Here is a 23,859-nt window from a genome sequence, read left to right as displayed (position 1 = left end):
CGCTTATTCCGCCGACAGGTTGGCGGTGCGCACCACCGCCCGCCAGCGCTCGAGGTCCTCCTTCATGAAGCTGGCCATGGGGCCCGATGGCACGAGCTTCGGCAGGAAGCCCGCTTCGGTCAGCGCCGCGCGGGCCGATGCGCTGCCGAAGGTGGCCTGGGTCGCTTCCGACAGCCTGTCCAAAACGGCCGCCGGGACCTTCGACGGCGCGAACAGCGCCGACCAGGCATCGGCCTCGCAGTTGGCCACGCCCTGCTCGGCCAGGGTCGGCACTTCAGGCATCTGCGGTGCCCGCGTCGCGGAGGCCACCGCGAAGGCCTTGAGCGTGCCGCTGCGCAGTTGGCCGATGACGCTGGGCAGGGTGGAGAACCAGCCGTCCAGGCGGCCGCCAATCAGGTCCGGCAGCACCTGCGCCGAGCCGCGGTAGGGCACGTGGACGGCCTGGATCTGCGTGGTGGCGCGGAACAGTTCCAGCGCCAGATGCGATGCGGAGCCGTTGCCGGTCGAGCCGAAGGCGAGGGGCGCCTTCCTGCCCCTGGCGATCAACTCGGCCAGGCTGCCGGCGGGGTGGTCCTTGCGGGTCACCAGAAGATGCTGCATGGCCGCGATCCCGAGCACCGGCTTGAAATCCGCGAAGGCGTCGTAACCCGGCTCCTTCACCAGCAGCATGTTGGAGCCGTGCGTCTGGTTGTTCCCCAGCAGCAGCGTATGGCCGTCGGGCTCGGCCGCGGCCACCATGCGCGTGCCGATCATGCCCGAGGCACCGGGCTGGTTGACGACCAGGCAGGTCGCGCCGAGGCCCTTGCGCAATCCGTCGGACAGCAGGCGCGCGATCGTGTCGGTGGGCCCGCCCGCCGGGTAGGGCACCACGATCCGCACCTGCCCGGAAGAATGGTCGGCGGCGGCCTGTGCCTGTCCCAGCCGCCCCAGAAAGGGCAGGGCCGCGGCGACGAGCGCCTGCCGGCGCGTGAATGCGATCATGGTGTGTCTCCTGTTTTGAATGGCATTCCCGAGGGGTTGGAAATTCTGGATCGCGGGCCGGCACCGGCGCTGTATCCACCGATACATGCATCGCGGTTGCGATGCCGGGGACGCGAAGACGCGGACCCATAATGAAAAAATGAGCCACTCGCGCGTTTACGCTTCATGGGATGCGTCCCTGAGAATTTCTTCGCTGTGGGAGCAGGCGACGATCGCCGGGACCCGCGTGAAGCTGCTGGAGGGCCACATGCTCTACCAACGGGGAAGCCGGTCGGATCACTTCTACCGCGTGCACAGCGGCTTCGTGGCGGCCACCGTCAATCGCGCCGACGGCGCATCGCTGCTGCTGGAAATCTTCGGCCCGGGCGCGATCTTCGGCGAAGGCCCCACCTTCGCCGGCACGCCGCGCACGGCGACCATCACCGCACTGACCGATGCGGAACTCGTCGGCTACACCAGGGACTGCCTCGCCGCCAGCGCGGAGTCGAACCATCGGCTGGCGCTCTCGCTGATCGAGTTGCTCGGCGCCAAGAACCATGTGCTCGTCAACAAGCTGGCCCGCTTCGCATCGGGCACGCCCTTCGATCGGCTGGTCGGACTGCTGGGTCGGATCGCGGCGACGGACCGATCGCCGGGCCAGGACGCGGTGGTGGTCTCGCTCACGCACGAACAGATCGCCTCGATGTCGGGGCTCAGCCGGGTCACCGTGACGCGCACGCTCAAGGCGATGGCGGCCGAGGGGCTGCTGTCCACGCACCCTTCGCATGTGCGGATCCTCGACCGGGCCGCGATCATCGCCTTGCTGAACCGCGACTGAGCGGCGTGCGCCGCGTATCCAGCGATACAGCGCCTGGCGGCCGATCTCCGTAATCTCCTGCGGCAGCGGAATGGACCGCCAGCGCAAGGATCAATGTATGGGTTTCAGCTTGGATGGCAAGGTGGCCGTGGTGACCGGTGCGGCCCGCGGCAATGGTGCGGCGATCGCTGCCGGCCTGGCGCAGTACGGCGCCAGTGTGGTGGTCGTGGATGTGGACGAGGAGGGTGCGCACGCGATGGCGGCCCGGCTGCAGCGCGACGGCCATCGCGCATGGGCCTTCGGCCTCGATGTGCGCGACAGCGCGGCCTGCGGCCGGTTCGCGCGCGAGGCGATCGCGCTCGCGGGCCGCGTGGACGTGCTGGTCAACAACGCGGGCGTTCGGCCCTACCATGCCTTCGATGCGCCGGAGCGCGACCGCCTCTGGCGGCAGGCCATGGACGTGAACGTGGAAGCGGTCCGCCACCTGAGCCTGGCGTTCGAGGACGCCCTCGCGGCGTCGGGCGGCACCATCGTCAACATCACCTCGACGGCCGCGACCTTCGCGTCGCCGCGCTCGATTTCGTACTCGACCTCGAAGGCCGCCGCGCAGATGCTGACGCGGGTGCTGGCCCTCGAACTGGCGCCGCGCGGCATCCGGGTGAACGCGATCGCGCCCGGCGTCATGGAGACGGCCATGACCGCGGCCTCGCGTGCCGACCCGGTGCGCAGTCCGCAGCTGATGCAACGCATCCCGCTGCGTCGCTTCGGCAACCCCGAGGAGCTGGTGGGTGCCGCGGTGTTCCTGGCCTCCGGCATGTCCAGCTACATGACGGGTTCCGTCATCACCGTCGATGGCGGCTTCCTGGTCAGTTGTTGACGGGCCGCCCTTGATCTCTCGTCGTGTCGCTCTCAGGCGCCACGCCATCCCGTCTTTCCGGACCAAAAAAAATGATTCACTACCTCTCGCTTCAACAACTGCCGGACACCGGGGATGCGGACGGCGACCGCTACCGCGCGCTGGCCGCCGACCTGGCGCCGCTGGAGCGTTCGCTGCCGGGCCTGGTCTCGCGGACCGTCTCGCGCGTCTACGACCGCACGCACCGTCAGCTCTCGATGGCACCCGCGGACATCCCGGTCGATGCCGTGACGCGCCTGTGCTTCGCGGACTACACCGCGCTGCGCCAGGCGCTCGCGTCGTCGGCCTTCCAGCGTCGCCGCGAGGTGCTGGTGCAGACGATGGCGCGCAGCACCGGGCTGGTCGTGCTCTCCAACGAGGTGATCCCGCGGCCGGCGGCGGTCGAAGGCGCGCCCTGGCTCAAGCGCATGGGCCTGTTCCAGATCAAGGAAGGCGTCTCGCGCGAGGCCTTCCGGCGCTGGTGGTTCGAGCAGCACGGTCCCAGTGCGGCGAACCTTCCGCAGCTCAAGGCCTATGTGCAGAACGCGGTGGTCGATGCCGTCGACGAACGCGCTCCGGCGCGCGAGCTGCCCGCGATGCGTTGCGACGGCGTCACCGAGATGTGGTTCGAAGACCTGTCCGCGATGGAGGCCGCCTTTCCGCACCGCACCGCCACGAAGATCACGCAGCAGGCCTCGGGCCTGACCGAGCGCATCGCCACGGTGCTGATCGAGGAAGACGCCGCCGCGTGAGCTGAACAGGCACGGCGGGGCACGCGCCTAGAGGGCCTTGGCCAGGCGCGACACGCCCTCGGCGATGGCCTCCTCGCTGGCGGTGGCGAAGGACAGCCTGAAGCAGCCGGGGTCCGGTGCGTCGGCGAAGAAGGGCGCGCCCGGCACGAAGGCCACGCCCTGTGCGATGGCACGGGCCGCGAAGTGCCTGGCGTCGCTGCCGTCACTGAGCCGGGCCCAGACGAACAGCCCGCCGCCGGGCCGCGAGAAGCGCACGGCGTCGCCGAGATGCCGTTCCAGCGCGCTGCACATCGCGTCGGCGCGCCGCGCATAGACGCGCCTGGCCTGGTCCAGGCTCGGTGCGAGGCGGCCCGACGCCAGGTACTGCGCGGCCGTGGCCTGCGCGAAGGTGCTGGTGTGGGCGTCGCTGAACTGCTTGCACATGGTCGCCCGCGCCAGCAGCTCGGCCGGGCCCGCCAGCCATCCGATCCGCAGGCCCGGCGACAGCACCTTGCTGAGGCTGCCGCAGCGCGCCAGCCAGGGGCGCGCGCCCGGCACCTCCGAGGCCAGCGCGAGCAGCGACAGCGGCGGCGCATCGTCGGCGAAGTACAGCTCGCCGTAGGGATCGTCCTCGACCACCAGCGTGCGGTACCTGGCGGCGAGTTCCAGCACCTGGAGGCGGCGCTGCAGCGACAGCAGCGCGCCGCTCGGATTGCCGAAAGAGGGGATCAGGTAGACGAGCTTGGGACGGTGCTGCGCGATGAGCGCCTCGAGCGCATCGACCCGCACCCCGTGTGCGTCGATGGGCGCGCCGATCAGCTCCGCGCCGTAGAGGCGGAAGCACTGGATGGTGGCCAGGAAGGTCGGTGCCTCGACGATCACCTTGTCGCCCGGATCGATCATCGTCTTGGCGAGCAGGTCCAGCGCCTGCTGGCTGCCGGTGGTGACGATCAGGTCCTCGGCCGTCATGTCGATGGCGCCCTTGGCGCGTTCGTGCGCCGCGATCGCGCCGCGCAAGGGCCCGAACCCTTCGGTGGCGCCGTACTGCAGCGCGCCGGCCGGGTCGTCGGCCAGGGCGCGCGTGCTGGCGTCGCGCAAGCCTTCGATGTCGAACATGGCGCTGTCGGGAAAGCCGCCCGCGAAGGAGATGATGCCGGGCCGGCCCAGCAGCTTGAAGAGTTCCCGGATGGCGGAGGTCTCGACTTTGTCGAGCCTGGAAGCGAATGGCAGGGTCATGGAGTCCGTTCAGAAAAGTGAAGAGGCGGGGGCTGCGGTGCCGGCATCAATGCCACACCCCCGCTTCGGCCAGCGCTGCGCGGGCGCTCTGGTACGACGCATGGGCCGCGCTGTCGAGCGTGCGCGCGCGGTGCGCGTCGGAGATGATCTCCACGCCCCAGGGGCCCTGGTAGCCCGTGGCATGCACGGCGCGGATGAAGCCGGGGAGATCGATCGATCCGTCGCCGCAGCACCTGCGATGCAGGATGGTGTCGTTCCACACGCTGTCGCTCGCCGGCCCCGCATCGCTCAGTTCGACCGAGCAGATGGCGTCGGCGGGCAGCGCGGCGATGGCGGCCCAGTCCTGGCCCACGCGATCCAGGTGCCAGACATCGAGCAGCAGGCCGCCGTTGGGCGGTGAACCGGCCGCCCGCAGCAGCGCCAGGCCCTGGGCGACGGTGTCGAGCTGGGTCCAGGGCAGCAGTTCGAGCCCGATGGACACGCCGTACGCCCGCGCGCGCTCGCACAGGGCCGCGAACCCGTCCGCCAGGCAGGCCAGGGGCCAGTGGGCGCCCAGCCGGTCGCCGCCCACCTTGATGTGGCGTGCGCCCAGCGCCTGGGCGGCTTCCAGCAGCGCCCCCGCGCGGGCATCGGCGAGCGCCCGGCGTTCGCCGGACGAGAACCAGTCGGTCAGGAACTCGAGTTCCAGCTCCTGCAGCCCTTCGGAGCGGATCACGTCGCGCATCGCCGGCAGCCCGATGCGCGCGGCCACCGCGGCCACGTCGTCGGCCATCAGGCCCACGCCCCGGTAGCCGGCATCGACCGCCGACCGCATGCGCGCCTCGAAGTCGAAGGGGCTCACCTGACTGGGGTTGCGCGGCATCGCCTGCCCGGCCAGGGTCCAGTACGCGGCGAGCAGCCGGGGAGCGCTCACTGCAGCACCCATCCCGAGGCCTTCACGACGGGCGCCCAGTGCCGGGCCGCGGCCGTGACCCATTCGCGTTGCAGCTGCTCGGGGCTCGCGTACAGCACCTCGTTGCCGATGCTGGCCAGCCGCTCCGTCGTGTCCTTCTGCTGCAGGATCCTGGCGACCGAGGTGCTGAACGCATCGACCATGGCCGGCGGCAGGCCCTTGGGGCCGAAGAAGGCCAGCCAGGGATTCACCTCGAGGCCCTTGAGCCCCAGTTCCGAGAAGGTCGGCACGGTGGGCTCGACCTTCGAACGCGAGGCGCCGGAGACGGCCAGGATGCGCAGCTTGCCCGCGCGATGGTGCTCGAGCGCATCGGTGAGGGACACGATGCCCGCGGGAATCTGCCCGCCGATCAGCTCCTGCACCAGCGGGGCGCCGCCCTTGTAGGCCACCGGTTCCATGTGGACGCCCAGGGCGCTGCCGATCAGCTGGCCCGAGAACTGGGCCACGCTGCCGGCGGCACCCACACCGTAGTTGCCTTGCGAGGGGTTGGCCTTGAGCCATGCCGCGTAGCCCTGGAAGTCCTTGACCCCCACGCTGTTGCTCACCACCAGCGCGTTGTAGTAGTTCGCGACGCCGGCCAGCGGCGTGAAGTCGACGGCCGGGTCGTAGCCGGGCTGCTTGTAGGTCAGCGGGATGATCACCTGGGCATGGTCGATGGTCAGCATCACCGTGGTGCCGTCCGGTGCCGCGTCCTTGACCAGCCGGGTCGCGACCATGCCGCCGGCGCCGGGCCGGTTGTCCACGATGACGGCGCGCCCGAGCAGCCGTCCCAGGGGCTCGGCGATGGTCCTGGCGACGACGTCGGTGGCGCCGCCGGGTGCGAAGCCCACGAGGATCCGCAAGGGGCGATCCGTGCCCTGGGCGCGGACGGCGGGCAGCGCCATCGCGGTGGCGGCGGACGCGGCGATCTGGAGCACGGTGCGGCGAGAGACTGGCATGGCGGTTCCTTTCAAAGGGTGGGGGGCGTATCGGGCGTGGGCGCATCCGGGTGGATCAGTCCGCGCTGCTTGAGCGCGGCCCACAGCGCGTCCGGGATGCGGTGGCGGGCCGCGGACAGGGCGAGGTCGAGTTCCTCGATGCTGCGCGGGCCGGGGATGACGGCCGCCACGCTGGGGTGGGCGAGCGGGAACTGCAGCGTCGCGGCGGCGATCGGCACGCCGTGCTCGTGGCACAGGTCGCGCAGCGCCGCGACCTTGTCCCGCACGGCCGGCGGCACCGGCTTGTAGTTCCAGAGTTCGCCGCCGACCAGCACGCCGGCATTGAAGGGGCTGCCCACGACGATCGACACCCCGTGCCGCTGGCAGGCCGGCAGAAGATCCTGCAGCGGTCCCTGGTCCAGCAGGGTGTAGGCCCCGCCCAAAAGGAACAGGTCCCAGCGGCCCCAGTCCATCGCGTCCAGGCACACCTGCGGCTCGAACACGCCCAGCCCCGCCGCGCGGATCGCGCCGCTCTGCTTCAGTTCCGCCAGCGCCCTGGCGCCGCCTTCGCGCAGGTCGCGCAGATGCTTTTCGTTGGCCGCCCCGTGCACGTACTCGCCGATGTCGTGGACCAGCAGGATGTCGATCCGGTCCAGGCCCAGGCGCTGCAGGCTGTGCTCGAAGGAGCGCATGACGCCGTCGTAGCTGTAGTCGTACACCGCGCCGAAGGGCATCGGCCGCGGCGTGCCGTTGGGGCCGGCCTCGGGGTTGGCTTCGGGCACCAGCAGGCGGCCGACCTTGGTGGAGAGCACCCAGTCCGAGCGCTGCTCGTGGCGCAGTGCATCCCCCACGCGCCGCTCGGCGGCGCCGTAGCCATAGAAGGGCGCCACGTCGATGTACCGGATGCCGGCCTCCCATGCGTGGCGCAGCAGGGCCTCGGCCTCGTCCCTGCGCACCGGATGCCGGCTGCCGCCCAGGGTCGCGCAGCCGAGCCCCAGGGCACCGACGCGCAGGCCGCTGCGGCCGACTTCGCGCTGTTGCGGATTCATGCCGCGACCCTCCCGGCAGCGGCCTGCGCGCCGAGGAAGCCGATCGTCCGCTCCCACGCCAGGGCCGCGCTGCTCGCGTCGTGGCTGGCGCGGGCGTCGCAGTGGAAGCCGTGCATGGCGTCGTAGGTGTGGACGCGCACGCGCTCCGGGTACTTTTGCCGAAGCGTCTCGCCCCCCCGCACCGGGATGTGCTCGTCGCGCTCGGCCAGGTGCACCAGCACCGGCACGCGCGGCGCCGCCTCCACGGCGCCGTCGATGCCGCCCGGGTAGTAGCAGACCGCCGCCGAGAGGCCCTCCACCTGCGCCGCGGCCAGCCACGCGACGAAGCCGCCCCAGCAGAAGCCCACGACGCTGCGCGGGAGGCCGGGCGACAGCGCCGCGGCCGCGGCCTGCACGTCCCGCACGGCCGTCTGGGGGGCGGCCTGCTTCATCAGGGAGACACCGCGTTCGATGCCGTCGGGGCCATAACCCAGTTCGACCCGCGGCATCAGGCGATCGAACAGCGACGGCGCCACCACCTCGAAGCCCGCAGCGGCCAGCGACGCGGCCACGGCGCGGATGTGCTCGTTGACGCCGAACACTTCCTGCAGCAGCACGACACCGGCTTTGGGCTGCGCGGGGCGTTCATGCCAGGCCCGCATGCGATGGCCGTCTTCGCCGCTCACGTTGATCCAATCACCCATCTCGCAACTCCATGATGACAAAGAAGAAGAGTTTCTTTGGCACCCGGCCGGCGGGGTGTATCCGGAGATACCGGAGCGGCGCTCTTTTTGTCAGTACGCGTCGAGGCAGCGTTCCAGGCCGGCCGGATCGAGGATCTGGACGTACTTCGTGCGGGTGCACACCAGCTGGCGCTGCGCCAGCGCCTTGAGCGCGCGCGTGACCGACACGCGGCTCAGCGCCGTCATGTCCGCCAGTTGGCTGTGGGTGAGATGCACGGACGTCGTGGCGCCGGGCGCCGGGGCGGCGCCGTGCGCATCGTCACGCCATGTGCGCGCCACGCGCGCCAGCAGTTCCACCAGCCGCTGCTCCGGGTCCGAGGAGGTGAAGCGCGTCAGCTTGTTGAGCAGCAGCCGGTTCTTGATGCCGAGCAGGCGCACGAGGGAGATGGCCAGCTCGGGCTGCTGCGCGAACGCGGTGCCGATGGCCTGGGGGTCGTACTGGCTCAGGACCACCGGCGTGATGGTGGTGGCGGTGGCCGAGCGGATCGGGCCGGTGAAGGCCGAGCCTTCGCCGAAGAGCGCGCCGGGCCCGAAGATGTCCAGCAGCAGGTTCGCTCCGTTGGGCCGCTGCAGCGTCGTCTGCACGTAGCCGGAGCGGATCAGATAGAAGTACGGATGCTGCGAGCCTTCGGCATACAGGATCTCGCCGCCGGCCCGCCGGATCACCTGGCCCAGGTCGACGGCCTGCAGCCAGGGCCCGGAGACGGTGAGCGACGCGTCCCAGGAGGCGTAGGCGGCGGACCGTGGCTTGTTCATCGCGGCCCGTCGAGATCGGGTGCGGTGCGCGGCGGTTCAGGCACGGGCATGGGCCACCACCTCGTCAATGCTCCGGTCGGTACACCCCGCGCACCTCTCCGAACAGCCGCGTGATGCCGTAGAGCGCATCGAGGCGGGGCGTCTCGAGGCCCACGCGTCGGCCCAGTTCGACGACGGCGCCCACCAGCATGTCGAGCTCGATGCCGCGGCCCGCCTCCACATCCTGCAGCATCGACGGCTTGAAGGCGCCCAGCCGGGCGGTCACGGCGTGCCGGTCCTCGGCGCTCTCGCGGATCGCGCAGCCCAGGCGCTCCCCGATGGCCGCCGCCTCGCCCATCGCGGCCGAGCAGAAGGCCCGCAGCAGCGGGTCGCCGAGGATCCGGTCGACCGTGGCGCCGGTGATGGCGCTGAGCGGGTTGATCGTCATGTTGCCCCAAAGCTTGTACCAGATGTCGTAGCGGATGTTCGGGCTCTGCACCGCATCGAAGCCGGCATGGGAGAGCAGCTCCACCACCGCCGTCGCGCGGGGGCTGCTGCCGCCCGACGGCTCGCCGACGATCAGGCCCTGGCCCATCTTGTGGACGACCCGGCCGGGCTCGGCCACCGAGGTGCTGGCGTGCACCACGCACCCGAGCACCTGCGCGGTGGGAAGGGCCGCGGCGATTCGCCCGCCGGGGTCGACGCTGGCCAGGGGGGCGCCGAGCGCGCCGGGCAGCCCCGCGCAGAACCACCAGGGCACGCCGTTCATGGCGGGCAGCACGACGGTGTCGGGCCCCAGCAGCGGGGCGATGCCGTCGGCCACCTGCGCGAGCGCCGGGCCCTTGACCGCGATGACGACCAGATCCTGGCGCCCCAGTTCCGACGCGTCGGCCGCCACGGTCGCCGGCGCCTGCAGAAGCCCGCCGGCCGTGTCCATGCGCCAGCCATGGCTGCGCAGTGCGTCCAGCGTGGCGCCGCGCGCGACGGCGCTGACCTGCGCGCGTCCGGCCCGCGCCAGCCGGGTTCCGATGAAGCCGCCGATGGCGCCGGCTCCGACGATGCAGACTTTCATTTCATACTTTCTTCTGGCAGCAGCTTGCCGGGGTTCATCAGGTGGTGCGGATCGAGGGCTTGCTTGATCGATCGCATGAGGCGAAGCGCGACCCCGCTTCGGTAGCGGTCGGCTTCGTCGCGGCGCAGCACCCCCAGGCCATGCTCGGCCGAGATCGAGCCGCCATGGGCCGCCACGGCGTCGTGCACGAAACGGTTGATCGGCGCCTCCAGCGCCAGGAAGGCGGCTTCGTGCGCCGCCCCCTTGGCGTCGGCCGCCGGCGAGAGGTTGTAGTGCAGGTTGCCGTCGCCCAGGTGCCCGAACACCACCCCGCGCACCCCGGGCCAGCGGCTTTCGAGCCCGGCATCGGTGGCGCGGATGAAGTCCGCGATGCGCGAGATCGGCAGCGAGATGTCGTGCTTGATGGTCTTGCCCTCGGCGCCCTGCGATTCCGAGATGTGCTCGCGCAGCGCCCAGAGCGCATGGAACTGCGCCAGGCTGGACGACAGCGCGGCGTCGGTGGCCCATGCCGCATCGATCGCGCGCGCCAGCAGCCCCTCGATGGACTCGGATGCCAGGGCTTCGCTGCGCGCGTCGCTGACCTCCATCAGCACGTACCAGGGCGAGCGTTCGGCCAGCGGGAAGCTGGCCGAGGCGATGTGCCTTTGCACGAGCCGGATGCACGCATCGCTCATCAGTTCGAAGGCCGTCAGCCCGGCGCCGAGCTGTTGCTGCGCCAGCTGCAGCAGGGCCGTGGCCGCGGCCGGGTCGGGGACGGCCACGAAGGCCGCCACCCGGGCGGCCGGCAGCGGATGCAGCTTGAGCACCGCGGCGGTGATGACGCCCAGCGTGCCTTCGCTGCCGATGAACAGGTCGCGCAGGTCGTAGCCGGTGTTGTCCTTGCGCAGGCCGCGCAGGCCGTTCCAGACCTCGCCCTCGGCCGTCACCACTTCCAGCCCCAGGCACAGCTCGCGCGCGTTGCCGTAGCGCAGCACCTGCACGCCGCCGGCGTTGGTCGCGAGGTTGCCGCCGATGGTGCAGCTGCCCTCGGCCGCCAGGCTCAGCGGGAACAGCCGGTGGGCCGCGCGGGCCGCCGCCTGCACCTGCTGCAGCGTGACGCCGGCCTCGACCTCGATCGTGTTGTTGACCGGATCGATGGCGCGCACCCGGTTCAGCCGTGCCAGCGAGAGCAAGAGCGCGCGGCCGCTGTCGTCCGGCGTGGCCCCGCCGGACAGGCCGGTGTTGCCGCCCTGCGGCACCACCGGCACCCGGTGGGCGTGGCACCAGCGCACGACGGCGGCCACGTCCTGCGCGCTGTCGGGCTGGGCGACGGCCCAGGCGGCGCCGGTCCACTTCCGGCGCCAGTCGGTCAGGAAGGCCGCCTTGTCCTCGGCCGCGCTCAGGAGCCGGCCCGAGAAGGCCTCGCGCAGGGTGCTCAACGCGGGGACGTCGGCCGCCCCGGGTGCGCGGGCAGGCGAGGGATGAAGCGGCGTGTCCGGCACGAAGAAGGTTCCTGGGTGGCGTGTGTCTGCGATGGGGATGCAGTGTCTCCAGGCGCTCGCCGGTGCACAAACAATGGATTCCGGCAGATCATCAAGGCCCACTTGATAATCGATGCATGCCGCTGACCCGCTTCACCTTGCGCCAGATCGAGGCCTTCGTGGCCGTCGCCGACCAGCACAGCTTCGCGGGTGCCGCGCAGCTGCTGGGCATGACCTCCCAGGCCGTGAGCCAGCTGGTGGCCGAGCTGGAGACCTTGCTGGGCTTTCGCGTGTTCGACCGCACCACGCGCCGTGTGAGCCTGTCGAGCGCGGGCATGGACTTCCTGAGCTCGGCGCAGAGCATCCTGCGCCATGTGCAGGGCGCCGAAAGCGCGGCCTCCGACCTGCGCAACCGGGCCGCCGGCATCGTGCGGGTGGGGGCGCCGCTGGTCCTGGCCAGCGCGGCGATTCCCGCGGCGATCCGGGCCTACCAGGCCGAGCGGCCGCGGGTGATCATCCGCATCAAGGACGTCTCGGTCGACACGCTGGTCGATGCGGTGGTCGCCGGCGACGTCGACCTCGCCGTGGGGCCGGACCGTCCCGTCGGCCCGGACGCCGGCCGGGAGGTGGTGTTCGAGAGCCTCTGGGTGCTCTGGTGCGCGCGCACGCATCCGCTGGCACGCCGCAAGCTGCTGCGCTGGGCGGACCTGCAGGGCACGCCGCTGGTGGCCGCCGGGCGCGACCACGAGCGCAGCGTGGCGCAGATGCACCTGAACATGCCGGAGGGCGAACGCGTGACGCCGGTCGAGATCGTGGACAACGTCTCGACCGCGCTGGGCATCGCGGCGCAGGGGCTGGCGGCCACGCTGGCGCCGGCCTACGTCGGCGTGATGGCGGCCTCGCTCGGCCTGGTCATGCGGCGCGTGGTCGACCCGGAGACCGTGCGCACGGTCTGCCTCTACCGCCCCAACGGACGCCACCTGTCACCGGCGGCCGAAGGCTTCGCCGAGCACCTGATGCGCTGGCTTCCGCAGTGGGCCGCGCCGGCCGACGCCTGAACGGCGCGCGTCGAAGACAGATCCCTGTGACTGCCCTGGCGGGCCGCCAGGCGGCGGCGTTCGCCTGCGGGCGGGGGACGAAGCGCCGACCGCGGTGGGTCCGGATTGACAGTTGCACGAATTCTAATTAAATTAAATTTAAGGTAATTTCGATGGCATCGGGCCATCGGGTTGCTGCCCCGCAAGCGTGCCGAAGGCCCTTGCTCCATCCAAAAAGTGCGCTCGTGCGCCTGGAGACATCCCTTGATTCCTCGTCTGGTTTCCGCTGCCGCATGCAGCTTTCTCGTGTTGTGCGCCGCCTCCGTGCAGGCGCAGGTCAAGGTCGGCGTGATCGTGTCGGCGACCGGCGCCGGCGCTTCGCTGGGCTCGGTGCAGAAGAAGGCCGTGGCCATGCTGCCGACCGAGCTCGGCGGCCAGAAGGTCAGCTACATCGTGATGGACGACGCCTCCGACACCAACCAGTCGGTCAAGGCTGCGCGCAAGCTGATCTCCGACGAGAAGGTCGACGTGCTGATCGGCTCCTCGATGTCGGCACCCTCGATCGCGCTGGTCGACGTGGTGGCCGAGCAGAAGGTGCCGCTGGTCAGCATGGCCGGCAGCTCGCGCATCACGACGCCGGTGGACGAGAAGCGCCGCTGGGCCTTCAAGACGCCCTTCGACGAAGCGCTGGCCATCGACGCCACGCTCAAGCGCGCCAGCGCCTCGGGCACCAAGCGCCTGGGCGTGCTGGCCACCTCCGACGCCTACGGCGACACCTGGACCGCCGAGCTCAACCGGCTGAAGTCGAAATATCCGCTGGAGATCGTGGCCGTCGAGCGCTATGCGCCGGCCGACACCACGGTGCTGGCCCAGGCCGCCAAGGTGCTGGCTGCCAAGCCCGACGCGATCCTGGTGGCGGCCTCGGGCACGCCGGCCGCGCTGCCGCACAAGACGGTGCGCGAGCGCGGCTTCAAGGGCACCGTCTACCAGACCTACGCGGCGCTGGCGCCCGAGGTCTACAAGCTCGGCGGCAAGGACATGGACGGCACCATCGCCGTGACCTCGGCCGGCTTCCAGCCCGACCAGCTCGACCCGTCGAACCCGATCCGCAAGGCCTCGGCGCTCCTGATCGACAAGTACGAGGCGCTCTACGGCAAGGGCAGCTTCAGCTCCTACGTGGGCAACCTCTGGATGGCCTCGCAGCTGGTCGAAGCCGCCGTGCCCGAAGCCCTGAAGACGCAGAAGCCCGGCACGCCCGAGTTCCGCGCCGCCATCCGCGACCAGATCGAGCGCGTCAAGGGCATGGTCACCCAGACCGGCTACGTGAACATGTCGCCGACCGACCACGTGGGCTACGACGAGCGCGCCACCGGCGTCTTCGAGTACCGCAACAACGCCTGGGTCCTGCTGTCCAAGTAAGCGCCATGCCGGTCCGGTGCCGCGCCTGAATGCAGGCGCGGCACCGGACCTTTTCACTGTGCTTTCCGAACGCCCCATGGACACTTCTCTCGCCATTCTCCTGACCCAAGACGGCATCGTCACCGGCGCGATCTACGCGCTGCTCGCGACCGCGCTGGTGCTGGTCTTCAGCATCACCCACGTGCCCTTCGTGCCGCTGGGCGGCTTCGTCACCTTCACCGCGCTGACGCTGGTCGCGATCCAGGAACAGCGCACGCCGCTGGTCGCCTGGGTGGTCGTCACCATGGGGGTGCTGTGCTTCCTGCTCGAGCTGGGCAGCGCCTGGCGCAGCGGCACCGGCGGCCGGACGATCCTGGCCGCGGCCGGCAAGTACCTGCTGGCGCCCGTCGCGCTGAGCGGGCTGGCCGTGCTGGCCAGCCGCAGCCACGTGCCGGTGCCCGTGGGCATGCTGGCCGCCTGCCTGCTGATCGTGCCGATCGGGCCGATGATCTACCGGCTGGCCTTCCAGCCGCTGATCGACAGCGACCCGCTGACCTTCTTCATGCTGTCGATCGCGGTCGAGGTGGCGATGATCGGCGTGGGCCTGGTGCTGTTCGGGCCCGAGGGCGCGCGCACCGAGGCGTACACCGACTTCCAGCTCACGCTGGGCGAGCTGGTGATCCCGGGCCAGAGCCTGTTCATCCTCGGCGCGGCCGTGCTGCTGACCGTGGGGCTGTTCTTCTTCTTCAACCGCACCATCCGCGGCAAGATGCTGCGCGCCACGGCGGTCAACCGCACCGGCGCGCAGCTCATGGGCATCAGCGTGGTCCGGTCGGGCCAGCTGGCCTTCACCCTGGCCGCGCTGATCGGCGCCATCTGCGGGCTGCTCATCGCGCCGCGCATCACGCTCAACTACTCGTCGGGCCTGATGATCGGCATGAAGGGCTTCATCGCGGCCGTGGTCGGCGGCTTCGTGAGCTACCCGATCGCCGCGCTGGGCGCGTTGCTGATCGGCCTGCTCGAATCCTTCTCCTCGTTCTGGATGAGCGCCTGGAAGGAGGTCATCGTCTTCACGCTGATCATCCCGGTGCTGCTGTTCCGCACGCTGCACGGCGGCGACAGCGACGACACGCATTGAGATAGGACCCGACGTGAAGAACTCCTACCTCAAGAATTCCGCGCTCGCGCTGCTGCCGCTGGTCGTGATCACCGCGCTGATCCCGGTGCTGCCGATCCGCGAGTCGTGGGTCACGACCTTCAGCTACATCGGCATCTATTCGATCGTGGCGCTCAGCGTGGTGCTGCTGACCGGCATGGCCGGCATGCTGTCCTTCGGCCAGGCCGCCTTCCTCGGCCTGGGCGCCTACGCCACGGCCGCGCTCAGCACCCACCTGGGCTGGTCGCCCTGGCTGGGCCTGCTGGCCGGCTGGGTCGTGACGGCCTGCTCGGCCTGGGTGCTGGGCCGCGTCACGCTGCGCATGACCGGGCCCTACCTGCCCATCACCACCATGCTGTGGGGCCTGGCGCTGTACTTCACCTTCGCCAACCTCGACGTGCTGGGCCGCAACGACGGCATCAGCGGCATCCCGGCGGTGCGGGTCGGCACCTGGTCGCTGGAAGGCCAGACCGCGATGTACGCCCTGATCTGGGCGGTGGTGGTGCTGGCGCTGCTGGGGCTGCGCAATTACCTGAACTCGCGCCTGGGCCGCGCCACGCGCGCGCTGCTCAGCGGCACCGTGATGCCCGAGGCCATGGGCATCGACACGGTGCACCTGAAGACGCTGGTGTTCGTCTATGCCGCGCTGCTGGCCTCGACCGCGGGCTGGCTCTACGCCCACATGGTGCGCGCGGTGAGCCCGAGCGCCTTCGGCTTCAACTACAGCGTGGAGTTCGTCTTCATGGCGGTGGTCGGCGGCGTGGGCCAGCTCTGGGGCGCGCTGCTGGGCGCCGGCGTGCTCACCATCCTCAAGGACCTGCTGCAGAGCTACGTGCCGCGCCTGCTGCCGCTCGAAGGCAACTTCGAGGCCATCCTGTTCGGCATCCTGATCGTGGTGATCCTGATCAAGACGCGCCAGGGCCTGTGGCCCTTCATCCAGCGCAAGATCCGCATCGCACCGGTGGCGGTGGCGCCGGCCGACGCGGCCTTCCTGCCGCGCTCGGGAAAACCGGCCGCCGGCACGCTGCTGCTCAAGCTCGAGGGCGTGCTGCGGGTCTTCGGCGGCCTGGTGGCGGTCAACAAGGTGTCTTTCGAAGTCAAGGCGCGCCAGATCGTGGCGCTGATCGGGCCCAACGGCGCCGGCAAGTCGACCACCTTCAACCTGGTCACGGGCGTGCTGCCGGTGAGCGGCGGGCGCATCGAGTACCGGGGCCAGCCGATCTCGGGCCTGAGCTCGCGCCAGATCGTCAAGGGCGGCATCTGCCGCACCTTCCAGCATGTGCGCCTGCTGCCCGAGATGTCGGTGCTGGAGAACACCGCCATCGGCGCGCACCTGCGCCCGGCCGGCGACGCGCGCCGCGGCGTGCTGCGCAGCATCCTGCGTCTCAACGGCCGCGAGGAGCGCGAGCTGCTGGGCGAAGCCGCGCTGCAGCTGCAGCGCGTGGGGCTGGGCGACTTCCTCCATGCCAACGCCGGTTCGCTCTCGCTGGGCCAGCAGCGGCTGATCGAGATCGCGCGCGCACTCTGCGCCGACCCGGTGCTGCTGATGCTGGACGAACCCGCGGCCGGCCTGCGCCACCTCGAGAAGCAGGCGCTGGCCGCGCTGCTGCGCCAGCTGCGCGGCGAAGGGGTGACGGTGCTGCTGGTCGAGCACGACATGGAGTTCGTGATGGGCCTGGCCGACGACATCGTGGTGATGGACTTCGGCTCGAAGATCGCGCAGGGCACGCCCGCGCACGTGCAGCAGGACCCGGCGGTGCTGCAGGCCTACCTGGGAGGAGAAGAGCTATGAACGCCACCACCGCGCCACAGGACATCCTGTCGCTGCACGACGTGCACGTGGCCTACGGCAACGCGCAGGCCATCGAGGGCGTGTCGCTGCGCATGCGGCCCGGCCAGATCGTCAGCGTGATCGGGCCCAACGGGGCCGGCAAGTCGACGCTCCTCAACACCGTGATGGGCATCCTGCCGCCGTACTCGCGCGTCGATGGCCGCTTCGTCTTCCACGGCGACGACATGAGCCGCAGCGACGTGGCGGCGCGCGTGGGCCTGGGCATCAGCCTGGTGCCCGAGAAGCGCGAACTGTTCGGCACCATGAGCGTGCTCGACAACCTGGTCCTCGGCGCGATCCCGCGCCGCGCCAGCGGCCAGGCCGGCTGGATGGACCAGCTCGAGACGGTCTACGACATCTTCCCGCGCCTGCGCGAGCGCCGCGAGCAGATGGCGGCCACGCTGTCGGGCGGCGAGCGCCAGATGCTGGCGCTGGGCCGCGCGCTGATGTCCAAGCCCGCGCTGCTGATGCTCGACGAGCCCAGCCTGGGCCTGGCGCCGCGCGTGTGCCGCGAGATCTTCGCGGTGGTGAGCGCGCTGCGCTCGACCGGCGTGTCGATCCTGCTGATCGAGCAGAACGCGCGCGCCGCGCTGCAGATCTCCGACTACGCCTATGTGCTGGAGATGGGCCGGCTCACGCTCGAAGGCGAGGCCGCCGAGGTGGCGGCCAACGAGCGCGTGATCCAGGCCTACCTGGGCGTGGGCCGAAGCGCGGCCGCCGCCTGATGGCACCATCGAAGGCAACGCCTGCGCCACGAAAGAAGGCTGCAGTTCCTCACGACATCCAGCCGGAGACCCCGCCCATGGCGAAGCCGACCGCGACCAAGCGCAAGACAGCCGTCGTGTCCCCCGACACGGAAATCTCGACCGACCTGCTGGTCAACCAGTGGACGCGCGAGCGGCCCGACCTCGACATGCGGGCCTTCGGCCTCACCTTGCGCATCACCGGCCTGGCCCTGCTGATCGGCCAGTTCGGCGAGAAGGTGGCCAAGCGGCTCGGGCTGCGCTACAGCGAGATGCTGCTGCTGCACGCGCTACGCCGCGAGGGCGAGCCCTTCGTGCTGCGGCCGACCGACATCCTCAAGCTGCTCAAGGTGACCTCGGGCACGGTCACCTACCGCGTCGACCGGCTGGAGAAGATGGGCGTGGTGCGCCGCATCCCCGACCCCGAAGACCGGCGCAGCATGATGGTCCAGCTGACCGCGCTCGGCATGCAGCGCATCGACGAAGCCGTCGACATCACGGTCGGCCAGGCGGCCGTCGACCTCAAGGAACTGGTCGACGACGAAGCCGCCTTCGCCGCGACCACCGAGGCGCTGCGCCTGATCAACGCCGCCTACGACCGAACCATGACGGCCGCGGAAAACCCGCTGCTGCACCAGAACCCCAAGCGCAAATGACCCTTCAGCCTCCCTCGCAACCCGCAGACACCGAACGCTCTTCGAACCCCTGGCTCGCCCACGCGGCCGTGCGCCATCCGCAGCCCTACGACGAGGGACTGCCGCATGCCATCGGCCTGCACCTGCCGCTGCCCGGCAAGGTGCCGGGCTGGCCCAGGTCGCTGTTCGGCCAGTGGCGGCTCGACCCGGTCGGCGAGGCCGCGGGCTGGCTGGAGGCGCACCGGGTCTGGCGCCGCGAGCACATGTCGCGCATCGGCTACGACGACGCCGAGTACCGGCGGCCCGAGCTGGCCTGGTCGCAGCGCAACTTCGTCCACACCCAGATGATGGTGGAGGACCGCTACTTCTACGACCCGGTGCAGGGCCGCTACACGGTGGACCGCTACCTCGACGACCTCGAGCAGCGCTTCGGCGGCCTCGACAGCGTGCTGATCTGGTGGGTCTACCCCAACATCGGCATCGACGACCGCAACCAGCTCGACATGGCGCATGCGCTGCCTGGCGGCGTGGCCGGCCTCAAGCAGGCGGTGGCCGACTTCCACCGGCGCGGGGTCAAGGTCTTCCTGCCCACCATGCCCTGGGACCACGGCACGCGCGACGACGGCCTGTCGGACTGCGAGGCCATCGTGCGGCTGGCGGTCGAGGTCGGCGCCGACGGCATCAACGGCGACACCTACGGCAGCGTGCCGCGCATCTACGCCGAAGAGGCCGAGCGGCTGGGCCATCCGCTGGTGCTGCAGCCCGAGGTCTCGACCACGGTGGAGGAGGCGCTGCGCTGGAACCTGCAGAGCTGGGGCAAGCCCTCGGCCGAGATCATCCCGGCGGTCAGCAAGCTCAAGTGGCTGGAGCCGCGCCACACCGTGAGCGTCGAGAACCGCTGGTCGCGCGACCGCACCGACGACCTGCACTACATCTTCTTCAACGGCATCGGCTACGTGGCCTGGGAAAACGTCTGGGGCATCTGGAACGGCCTGACCGCGCGCGATGGCGCGGCGCTGCGCCGCATCGCGGCCATCGAGCGGCGCTTCGCGCCCCTGATCACCAGCGCCGACTGGGCGCCCTATGCGACCACGCTGCAGCAGGGCGTGTTCGCCTCGCTGTTCCCGGGCGAGGACCAGGCGCTCTGGACCATCGTGAACCGCAACGAGTACGCGATGCAGGGTGAACAGATCGAGGTGCCGCACCGGGAAGGCGCGCGCTACTTCGACCTCTGGAACGGCGTGCCGCTCGAGCCGCATCTGCAGGACGGCACGGCGATCCTCTCGCTGGATCTGGAGGCGCGCGGCTTCGGCTGCGTGCTGGCGCTGGGCCCCACGGCTTCGCTCGAGGCCGTGCAACCCTTCCTCGACCAGATGAAGGCGCAGGTGCCGCTGTCGTCGCTGTCGAAGCAGTGGACGCCGCTGGCGCAGCGGATGGTCGACACGCCGGCCACCCCGGCCCAGGCCGAGGCGCCCGAGGGCATGGTCACGATTCCCGGTGGCGACTTCCCGTTCCAGGTCGCGGGCATCGAGATCGAGGGCGCGACCTGGGCCGGCCTCGACGTGCAGTACCCCTGGGAGCCGGGCGCGCGCCGCAGCCACCGGCACCGGATGGCGATGCGGCCCTTCCACATCGACCGGCATCCGGTCACGCACGGCGCCTTCGAGTGCTTCATCGCCGCGACCGGCTACCGGCCTGCCGACGACCAGAACTTCCTGCGCGACTGGACCGACGGCCGGCCGCCGCCGGGCTGGGCCGACAAGCCCGTGACCTGGGTCTCGATCGAGGATGCGCGCGCCTATGCGGCCTGGGCCGGCAAGCGCCTGCCGCACGAATGGGAGTGGCAGTACGCGGCCCAGGGCACCGACGGCCGCCGCTATCCCTGGGGCGACACCTGGCGGCCCGATGCCGTGCCGGCCCCCAACACCGGCCGCGGCCTGCAGCCGCTGGACGACGTGGGCGCCCACCCCGAGGGCGCGAGCCCCTTCGGCGTGCAGGACCTGGTCGGCACGGTCTGGCAGTGGACCGACGAATTCCACGACACGCACACGCGCGCGGCCGTGCTGCGCGGCGGCAGCGCCTACCAGCCGCAGAGCTCGCACTGGTACTTCCCGCAGGCCCATCGGCTCGACCAGCACGGCAAATACCTGCTGATGGCGCCGGGGCGCGACCGGTCGGGCATGGTCGGCTTCCGCTGCGTGGTCGACGCGCAAGGCTGAGTACGGGGGCAGGGCGCGGTGTCCGGCCCGAGCAGCGCGCGACGTTAGAACTTAGACTCGCCCGATGCTCGCCCCCCCGGCTTCCGCCCCGACGCCTTCCCCCGCCGTGACCGTCCACGGCGCCTGTCCCCACGACTGCCCCGACACCTGCGCGCTGGTCACCACCGTGCAGGACGGCGTGGCGGTCAAGCTGCAGGGCAATCCCGCGCACCCGCACACCGGCGGCGTGCTGTGCACCAAGGTCTCGCGCTACCTCGAGCGCAGCGTGCACCCCGAGCGGCTGCTCCATCCGATGAAGCGCAGCGGGCCCAAGGGTTCAGGCCAATTCGAGCGCATTTCGTGGGACGAGGCGCTGGACGCCATCGCGGCCCGGCTGGGCCAGCTGGCGGCCCATGACGCGAGCACCATCCTGCCCTACAGCTATGCCGGCACCATGGGCCTGGTGCAGGGCGAGTCGATGGACCGCCGCTTCTTCCACAAGCTGGGCGCCTCGCTGCTCGACCGCACCATCTGCTCGACCGCCGGCGGCGAGGCGATGGCGCTGACGCTGGGCGGCAAGGTGGGCATGCGGGTCGAGTTCTTCGCCGAGGCCAAGCTGATCCTGATCTGGGGCAGCAACTCGATCGGCAGCAACCTGCATTTCTGGCGCCACGCCCAGGCGGCCAAGCGCGCCGGTGCGCGGCTGGTGTGCATCGACCCGCGCAAGACCGAGACGGCCGACAAGTGCGACGAGCACATCGCGCTGCTGCCCGGCACCGACGGCGCGTTGGCCCTGGCGCTGATGCACGAGCTGATCGTGCACGACTGGCTCGACCACGACTACATCGCACGCTACACCGTGGGCTGGGACGCGCTGCGCGAACGCGCGCTGCAGTGGCCGCCCTCGCGCGCGGCGGCGGTGTGCGGCGTGCCCGAGGCGCAGATCGTCGCGCTGGCCCGCGACTACGGCCAGACGAAGCCTGCCGCCATCCGGCTGAACTACGGCATGCAGCGCGTGCGCGGCGGCGGCAACGCGGCCCGTGCCGTGGCGTGCCTGCCCGCATTGACCGGCGCCTGGCGCCACCGGGCCGGCGGCGTGCTGCTGAGCAGCTCGGGCGCCTACCCGGTCGACCGCGCGGCACTGCAGCGGCCCGACCTGCTGGCCGGCCGCCGGCCGCGCACCATCAACATGAGCTGCATCGGCGATGCACTCACCGGCGACGCGCGGGCGCTGTCGGGCGGCGCGCCGGTGCAGGCGGTGGTGGTCTACAACAGCAACCCGGTGGCGGTCGCGCCCGAGTCGGCCAAGGTGGCGGCCGGCTTCGCGCGCGAGGACCTGTTCACCGTGGTGCTCGAGCAGTTCCAGACCGACACCGCCGACTATGCCGACTACCTGCTGCCCGCCAGCGTGCAGATCGAGCACTGGGACATCCACACCAGCTACGGCCACACCGACGTGCTGCTCAACCGCCCCGCGGTGGCGCCGCGCGGCGAGGCGCGCAGCAACGCCTGGGTGTTCCGCGAACTGGCGCGGCGCATGGGCTTCGACGAGCCCTGCTTCGCCGACGACGACGAGGCGCTGTGCCGCGCCGCCTTCGCGCCCGGCGCGATCGACGTCGAACAGCTGCACGCCCAGGGCTTCACCACGCTGCGGCTGCCCGACGCGCCCTTTGCCGAAGGCAACTTCCCCACGCCCTCGGGGCGCTGCGAGTTCTTCAGCGAGCGCCTCGCGGCCCAGGGCGCCGACGGCCTGCCCGACCATGTGCCCAACCACGAACCGGCCGGCAGCTCGGCCGCGTACCCGCTGGCGATGATCTCGCCGCCGGCGCGCAACTTCCTGAATTCGACCTTCGTCAACGTGACCAGCCTGCGCGCCATCGAGGGCGAGCCGCTGCTGGAGATCCACGCCGACGACGCCGCGGCGCGCGGCATCGAGAACGGCGCCATGGTGCGGGTGTTCAACGGACGTGGCGAGCACCGCTGCCGGGCCGAGGTGTCGCGCCGCGCGCGCACGGGCGTGGTGCACGGCCTGGGCATCTGGTGGCGCAAGCTGGGCCACGACGGCACCAACGTCAACGAGCTCACCAGCCAGCGGCTCACCGACATCGGCCGCGGCCCGACCTTCTACGACTGCCTGGTGCAGGTGGAGCGCCTGCCATGAGCCGTCTGCGGCGCGGGATGCTCGCGGCCGGCGTGGTGGGGCTGATCGGGCTCTCGGGCTGCGCCGACCTCGGCTACTACTGGCAGTCGGCCAGCGGCCACCTCCACGTGATGCGCGCGGCCCGGCCCGTGCCCCAGTGGCTGGACGACCCGAGCACCTCGGCCGCGCTCAAGGCCAAGCTCGAACTCACGCAGCGCATCCGGCGTTTCGCGGTGACCGAACTGGGACTGCCCGACAACCCCAGCTACACCGGCTATGCCGACCTGCACCGCAATGCCGCGGTCTGGAACGTGGTCGCCGCGCCGCCCTATTCGCTGACCCTGCAGACCTGGTGCTTCCCGGTGGCGGGCTGCGTGGGCTACCGCGGCTACTACGACGAGGCGCTGGCCCAGGCCGAGGCGCAGAGCCAGCGCGCCAAGGGGTTGGAAGCGGCGGTGTACCCGGTGCCGGCCTATTCGACGCTGGGCTGGCTCAACTGGGCCGGCGGCGATCCGCTGCTGAGCACCTTCATCGGCTACCCGGAGGGCGAACTCGCGCGGCTGATCTTCCACGAGCTCTCGCACCAGCTGGTCTACGCGTCGGGCGACACTTCCTTCAACGAATCCTTCGCCACCGCGGTCGAACGCATCGGCGGCGCGCGCTGGCTCGCCACCCAGGCCAGCGAGGCGGCGCGCACGGAGTACGCGCAGTTCGATGCGCGGCGCCAGCAGTTCCGCGCGCTCACGCTGGCCACGCGCCAGCGGCTGCAGGCGGTCTACAGCTCGCCGCAGGCCAAGGCCCAGGACTGGGCCGCGGTCGAGGCACAGAAGCGCGCGGTGATGGAGGGTTTCCGGGCCGAGTTCGCCACCCTGCGCAGCGGCTGGCCGCCGCGCCAGCAGGCGGCCTACGACGGCTGGGTGGCGCGCGCCAACAACGCGGCCTTCGGCGCGCAGGCGGCCTACGACGACCTGGTGCCGGGTTTCGAGGCCCTGTTCGAGCGCGAGGGCCGCGACTGGCCGCGCTTCTACGCCGAGGTCCGGCGCATGGCGGCCCTGCCCAAGGCCGAGCGGCATGCGGCGCTGCAGGCCGGGGCGGCGCTCACGGCGCAGCGTTCAAAACGTGAGAAGGAAGCGTCGCGAACGCCCTGAGCCTGCGTCGATGCGGCATCGGGGGCG

General features: G+C 71.0%; 21 protein-coding genes. 12 read left to right on the top strand and 9 right to left on the bottom strand.

Features of this window, described 5'->3' with window-relative positions; genetic code table 11:
• Nucleotides 1-3: 3 nt before the first annotated feature.
• Nucleotides 4-981 carry a Bug family tripartite tricarboxylate transporter substrate binding protein gene (locus tag QTI20_RS23165; protein ID WP_286554005.1) on the bottom strand — a complete coding sequence of 326 codons (978 nt, stop codon included), beginning with the start codon at nt 979-981 and terminating at the stop codon, nt 4-6.
• Nucleotides 982-1,207: 226 nt separating this feature from the next.
• Between QTI20_RS23165 and QTI20_RS23160 the strand changes: the two genes are divergently transcribed.
• The 3 genes from QTI20_RS23160 to QTI20_RS23150 all read left to right on the top strand — a co-directional run bounded on the left by QTI20_RS23160 (nt 1,208) and on the right by QTI20_RS23150 (nt 3,424).
• The gene (locus QTI20_RS23160) at nt 1,208-1,798 is read left to right on the top strand and encodes a Crp/Fnr family transcriptional regulator (protein WP_286574276.1); all 591 of its coding nucleotides are present in this window, start codon (nt 1,208-1,210) and stop codon (nt 1,796-1,798) included.
• Nucleotides 1,799-1,895: 97 nt separating this feature from the next.
• The gene (locus QTI20_RS23155) at nt 1,896-2,654 is read left to right on the top strand and encodes an SDR family NAD(P)-dependent oxidoreductase (protein ID WP_286554008.1); all 759 of its coding nucleotides are present in this window, start codon (nt 1,896-1,898) and stop codon (nt 2,652-2,654) included.
• Nucleotides 2,655-2,725: 71 nt separating this feature from the next.
• Nucleotides 2,726-3,424 carry an EthD domain-containing protein gene (locus tag QTI20_RS23150; protein ID WP_286554010.1) on the top strand — a complete coding sequence of 233 codons (699 nt, stop codon included), beginning with the start codon at nt 2,726-2,728 and terminating at the stop codon, nt 3,422-3,424.
• A 27-nt stretch (nt 3,425-3,451) separates the two neighbouring features.
• Here the strand turns inward: QTI20_RS23150 and QTI20_RS23145 are convergent, their stop codons facing one another.
• The 8 genes from QTI20_RS23145 to QTI20_RS23110 form a co-directional block, all read right to left on the bottom strand.
• Complete coding sequence (locus QTI20_RS23145) at nt 3,452-4,633, bottom strand: aminotransferase-like domain-containing protein (RefSeq protein ID WP_286554810.1); 1,182 nt, start codon at nt 4,631-4,633, stop codon at nt 3,452-3,454.
• A gap of 52 nt (nt 4,634-4,685) precedes the next feature.
• Nucleotides 4,686-5,552: a sugar phosphate isomerase/epimerase family protein gene (locus QTI20_RS23140; protein WP_286574275.1), complete on the bottom strand. Its 867-nt coding sequence runs from the start codon at nt 5,550-5,552 to the stop codon at nt 4,686-4,688.
• Nucleotides 5,549-6,529 carry a Bug family tripartite tricarboxylate transporter substrate binding protein gene (locus tag QTI20_RS23135; protein ID WP_286554013.1) on the bottom strand — a complete coding sequence of 327 codons (981 nt, stop codon included), beginning with the start codon at nt 6,527-6,529 and terminating at the stop codon, nt 5,549-5,551. Before QTI20_RS23135 ends, QTI20_RS23140 begins: the two co-directional genes overlap by 4 nt.
• Nucleotides 6,530-6,540: 11 nt before the next feature.
• Nucleotides 6,541-7,557, bottom strand: a complete 1,017-nt coding sequence (locus tag QTI20_RS23130; protein ID WP_286554014.1) for an aldo/keto reductase — start codon at nt 7,555-7,557, stop codon at nt 6,541-6,543.
• Nucleotides 7,554-8,240: a dienelactone hydrolase family protein gene (locus QTI20_RS23125; protein WP_286554015.1), complete on the bottom strand. Its 687-nt coding sequence runs from the start codon at nt 8,238-8,240 to the stop codon at nt 7,554-7,556. The genes QTI20_RS23130 and QTI20_RS23125 overlap by 4 nt, the downstream gene beginning before the upstream one ends.
• Nucleotides 8,241-8,330: 90 nt before the next feature.
• Nucleotides 8,331-9,035, bottom strand: coding sequence for a Crp/Fnr family transcriptional regulator (locus tag QTI20_RS23120; protein WP_286554018.1), 705 nt, complete (start codon nt 9,033-9,035; stop codon nt 8,331-8,333).
• 64 nt (nt 9,036-9,099) lie between these two features.
• A complete protein-coding gene (locus QTI20_RS23115; protein ID WP_286554020.1) occupies nt 9,100-10,086 on the bottom strand; it encodes a 2-dehydropantoate 2-reductase in 987 nt (328 codons plus the stop codon).
• Nucleotides 10,083-11,504 (bottom strand): FAD-binding oxidoreductase, encoded by a 1,422-nt coding sequence (locus QTI20_RS23110; protein ID WP_286554021.1) that lies wholly within the window; start codon nt 11,502-11,504, stop codon nt 10,083-10,085. Before QTI20_RS23110 ends, QTI20_RS23115 begins: the two co-directional genes overlap by 4 nt.
• 179 nt (nt 11,505-11,683) lie before the next feature.
• Between QTI20_RS23110 and QTI20_RS23105 the strand changes: the two genes are divergently transcribed.
• The 9 genes from QTI20_RS23105 to QTI20_RS23065 all read left to right on the top strand — a co-directional run bounded on the left by QTI20_RS23105 (nt 11,684) and on the right by QTI20_RS23065 (nt 23,832).
• Nucleotides 11,684-12,604 carry a LysR family transcriptional regulator gene (locus tag QTI20_RS23105; RefSeq protein ID WP_286554024.1) on the top strand — a complete coding sequence of 307 codons (921 nt, stop codon included), beginning with the start codon at nt 11,684-11,686 and terminating at the stop codon, nt 12,602-12,604.
• 288 nt (nt 12,605-12,892) lie between these two features.
• Entirely contained in the window at nt 12,893-14,002 is a 1,110-nt protein-coding gene (locus QTI20_RS23100) for an ABC transporter substrate-binding protein (protein ID WP_286554026.1), read from the top strand.
• Nucleotides 14,003-14,078: 76 nt separating this feature from the next.
• On the top strand, nt 14,079-15,119 hold the full coding sequence (locus QTI20_RS23095; RefSeq protein WP_286554027.1) for a branched-chain amino acid ABC transporter permease: 1,041 nt from the start codon (nt 14,079-14,081) through the stop codon (nt 15,117-15,119).
• A 13-nt stretch (nt 15,120-15,132) separates the two neighbouring features.
• Nucleotides 15,133-16,929: a branched-chain amino acid ABC transporter ATP-binding protein/permease gene (locus QTI20_RS23090; RefSeq protein ID WP_286554028.1), complete on the top strand. Its 1,797-nt coding sequence runs from the start codon at nt 15,133-15,135 to the stop codon at nt 16,927-16,929.
• Nucleotides 16,926-17,693: an ABC transporter ATP-binding protein gene (locus tag QTI20_RS23085; RefSeq protein WP_286554029.1), complete on the top strand. Its 768-nt coding sequence runs from the start codon at nt 16,926-16,928 to the stop codon at nt 17,691-17,693. The genes QTI20_RS23090 and QTI20_RS23085 overlap by 4 nt, the downstream gene beginning before the upstream one ends.
• 77 nt (nt 17,694-17,770) lie before the next feature.
• Nucleotides 17,771-18,367, top strand: coding sequence for a MarR family transcriptional regulator (locus tag QTI20_RS23080; RefSeq protein WP_286554030.1), 597 nt, complete (start codon nt 17,771-17,773; stop codon nt 18,365-18,367).
• On the top strand, nt 18,364-20,565 hold the full coding sequence (locus QTI20_RS23075; protein WP_286554032.1) for an SUMF1/EgtB/PvdO family nonheme iron enzyme: 2,202 nt from the start codon (nt 18,364-18,366) through the stop codon (nt 20,563-20,565). Before QTI20_RS23080 ends, QTI20_RS23075 begins: the two co-directional genes overlap by 4 nt.
• 64 nt (nt 20,566-20,629) lie before the next feature.
• Entirely contained in the window at nt 20,630-22,705 is a 2,076-nt protein-coding gene (locus QTI20_RS23070; RefSeq protein ID WP_286554034.1) for a molybdopterin-containing oxidoreductase family protein, read from the top strand.
• Nucleotides 22,702-23,832 (top strand): aminopeptidase, encoded by a 1,131-nt coding sequence (locus QTI20_RS23065; protein WP_286554036.1) that lies wholly within the window; start codon nt 22,702-22,704, stop codon nt 23,830-23,832. Before QTI20_RS23070 ends, QTI20_RS23065 begins: the two co-directional genes overlap by 4 nt.
• Nucleotides 23,833-23,859 lie beyond the last annotated feature (27 nt).

Origin of the sequence: Variovorax sp. J2P1-31 (genome assembly GCF_030317215.1) — a bacterium.
In the GTDB taxonomy this organism is placed as follows: Bacteria; Pseudomonadota; Gammaproteobacteria; order Burkholderiales; family Burkholderiaceae_C; genus Variovorax.
This window is presented reverse-complemented; position numbering and strand designations above follow the sequence as displayed.

Coding starts and splice junctions, on each gene's coding strand:
- QTI20_RS23165 (WP_286554005.1), bottom strand. CDS start 981: ATGATCGCATTCACGCGCCGGCAGGCGCTCGTCGCCGCGGCCCTGCCC.
- QTI20_RS23155 (WP_286554008.1), top strand. CDS start 1,896: ATGGGTTTCAGCTTGGATGGCAAGGTGGCCGTGGTGACCGGTGCGGCC.
- QTI20_RS23150 (WP_286554010.1), top strand. CDS start 2,726: ATGATTCACTACCTCTCGCTTCAACAACTGCCGGACACCGGGGATGCG.
- QTI20_RS23135 (WP_286554013.1), bottom strand. CDS start 6,529: ATGCCAGTCTCTCGCCGCACCGTGCTCCAGATCGCCGCGTCCGCCGCC.
- QTI20_RS23130 (WP_286554014.1), bottom strand. CDS start 7,557: ATGAATCCGCAACAGCGCGAAGTCGGCCGCAGCGGCCTGCGCGTCGGT.
- QTI20_RS23125 (WP_286554015.1), bottom strand. CDS start 8,240: ATGGGTGATTGGATCAACGTGAGCGGCGAAGACGGCCATCGCATGCGG.
- QTI20_RS23120 (WP_286554018.1), bottom strand. CDS start 9,035: ATGAACAAGCCACGGTCCGCCGCCTACGCCTCCTGGGACGCGTCGCTC.
- QTI20_RS23115 (WP_286554020.1), bottom strand. CDS start 10,086: ATGAAAGTCTGCATCGTCGGAGCCGGCGCCATCGGCGGCTTCATCGGA.
- QTI20_RS23105 (WP_286554024.1), top strand. CDS start 11,684: ATGCCGCTGACCCGCTTCACCTTGCGCCAGATCGAGGCCTTCGTGGCC.
- QTI20_RS23095 (WP_286554027.1), top strand. CDS start 14,079: ATGGACACTTCTCTCGCCATTCTCCTGACCCAAGACGGCATCGTCACC.
- QTI20_RS23085 (WP_286554029.1), top strand. CDS start 16,926: ATGAACGCCACCACCGCGCCACAGGACATCCTGTCGCTGCACGACGTG.
- QTI20_RS23080 (WP_286554030.1), top strand. CDS start 17,771: ATGGCGAAGCCGACCGCGACCAAGCGCAAGACAGCCGTCGTGTCCCCC.
- QTI20_RS23075 (WP_286554032.1), top strand. CDS start 18,364: ATGACCCTTCAGCCTCCCTCGCAACCCGCAGACACCGAACGCTCTTCG.
- QTI20_RS23070 (WP_286554034.1), top strand. CDS start 20,630: ATGCTCGCCCCCCCGGCTTCCGCCCCGACGCCTTCCCCCGCCGTGACC.
- QTI20_RS23065 (WP_286554036.1), top strand. CDS start 22,702: ATGAGCCGTCTGCGGCGCGGGATGCTCGCGGCCGGCGTGGTGGGGCTG.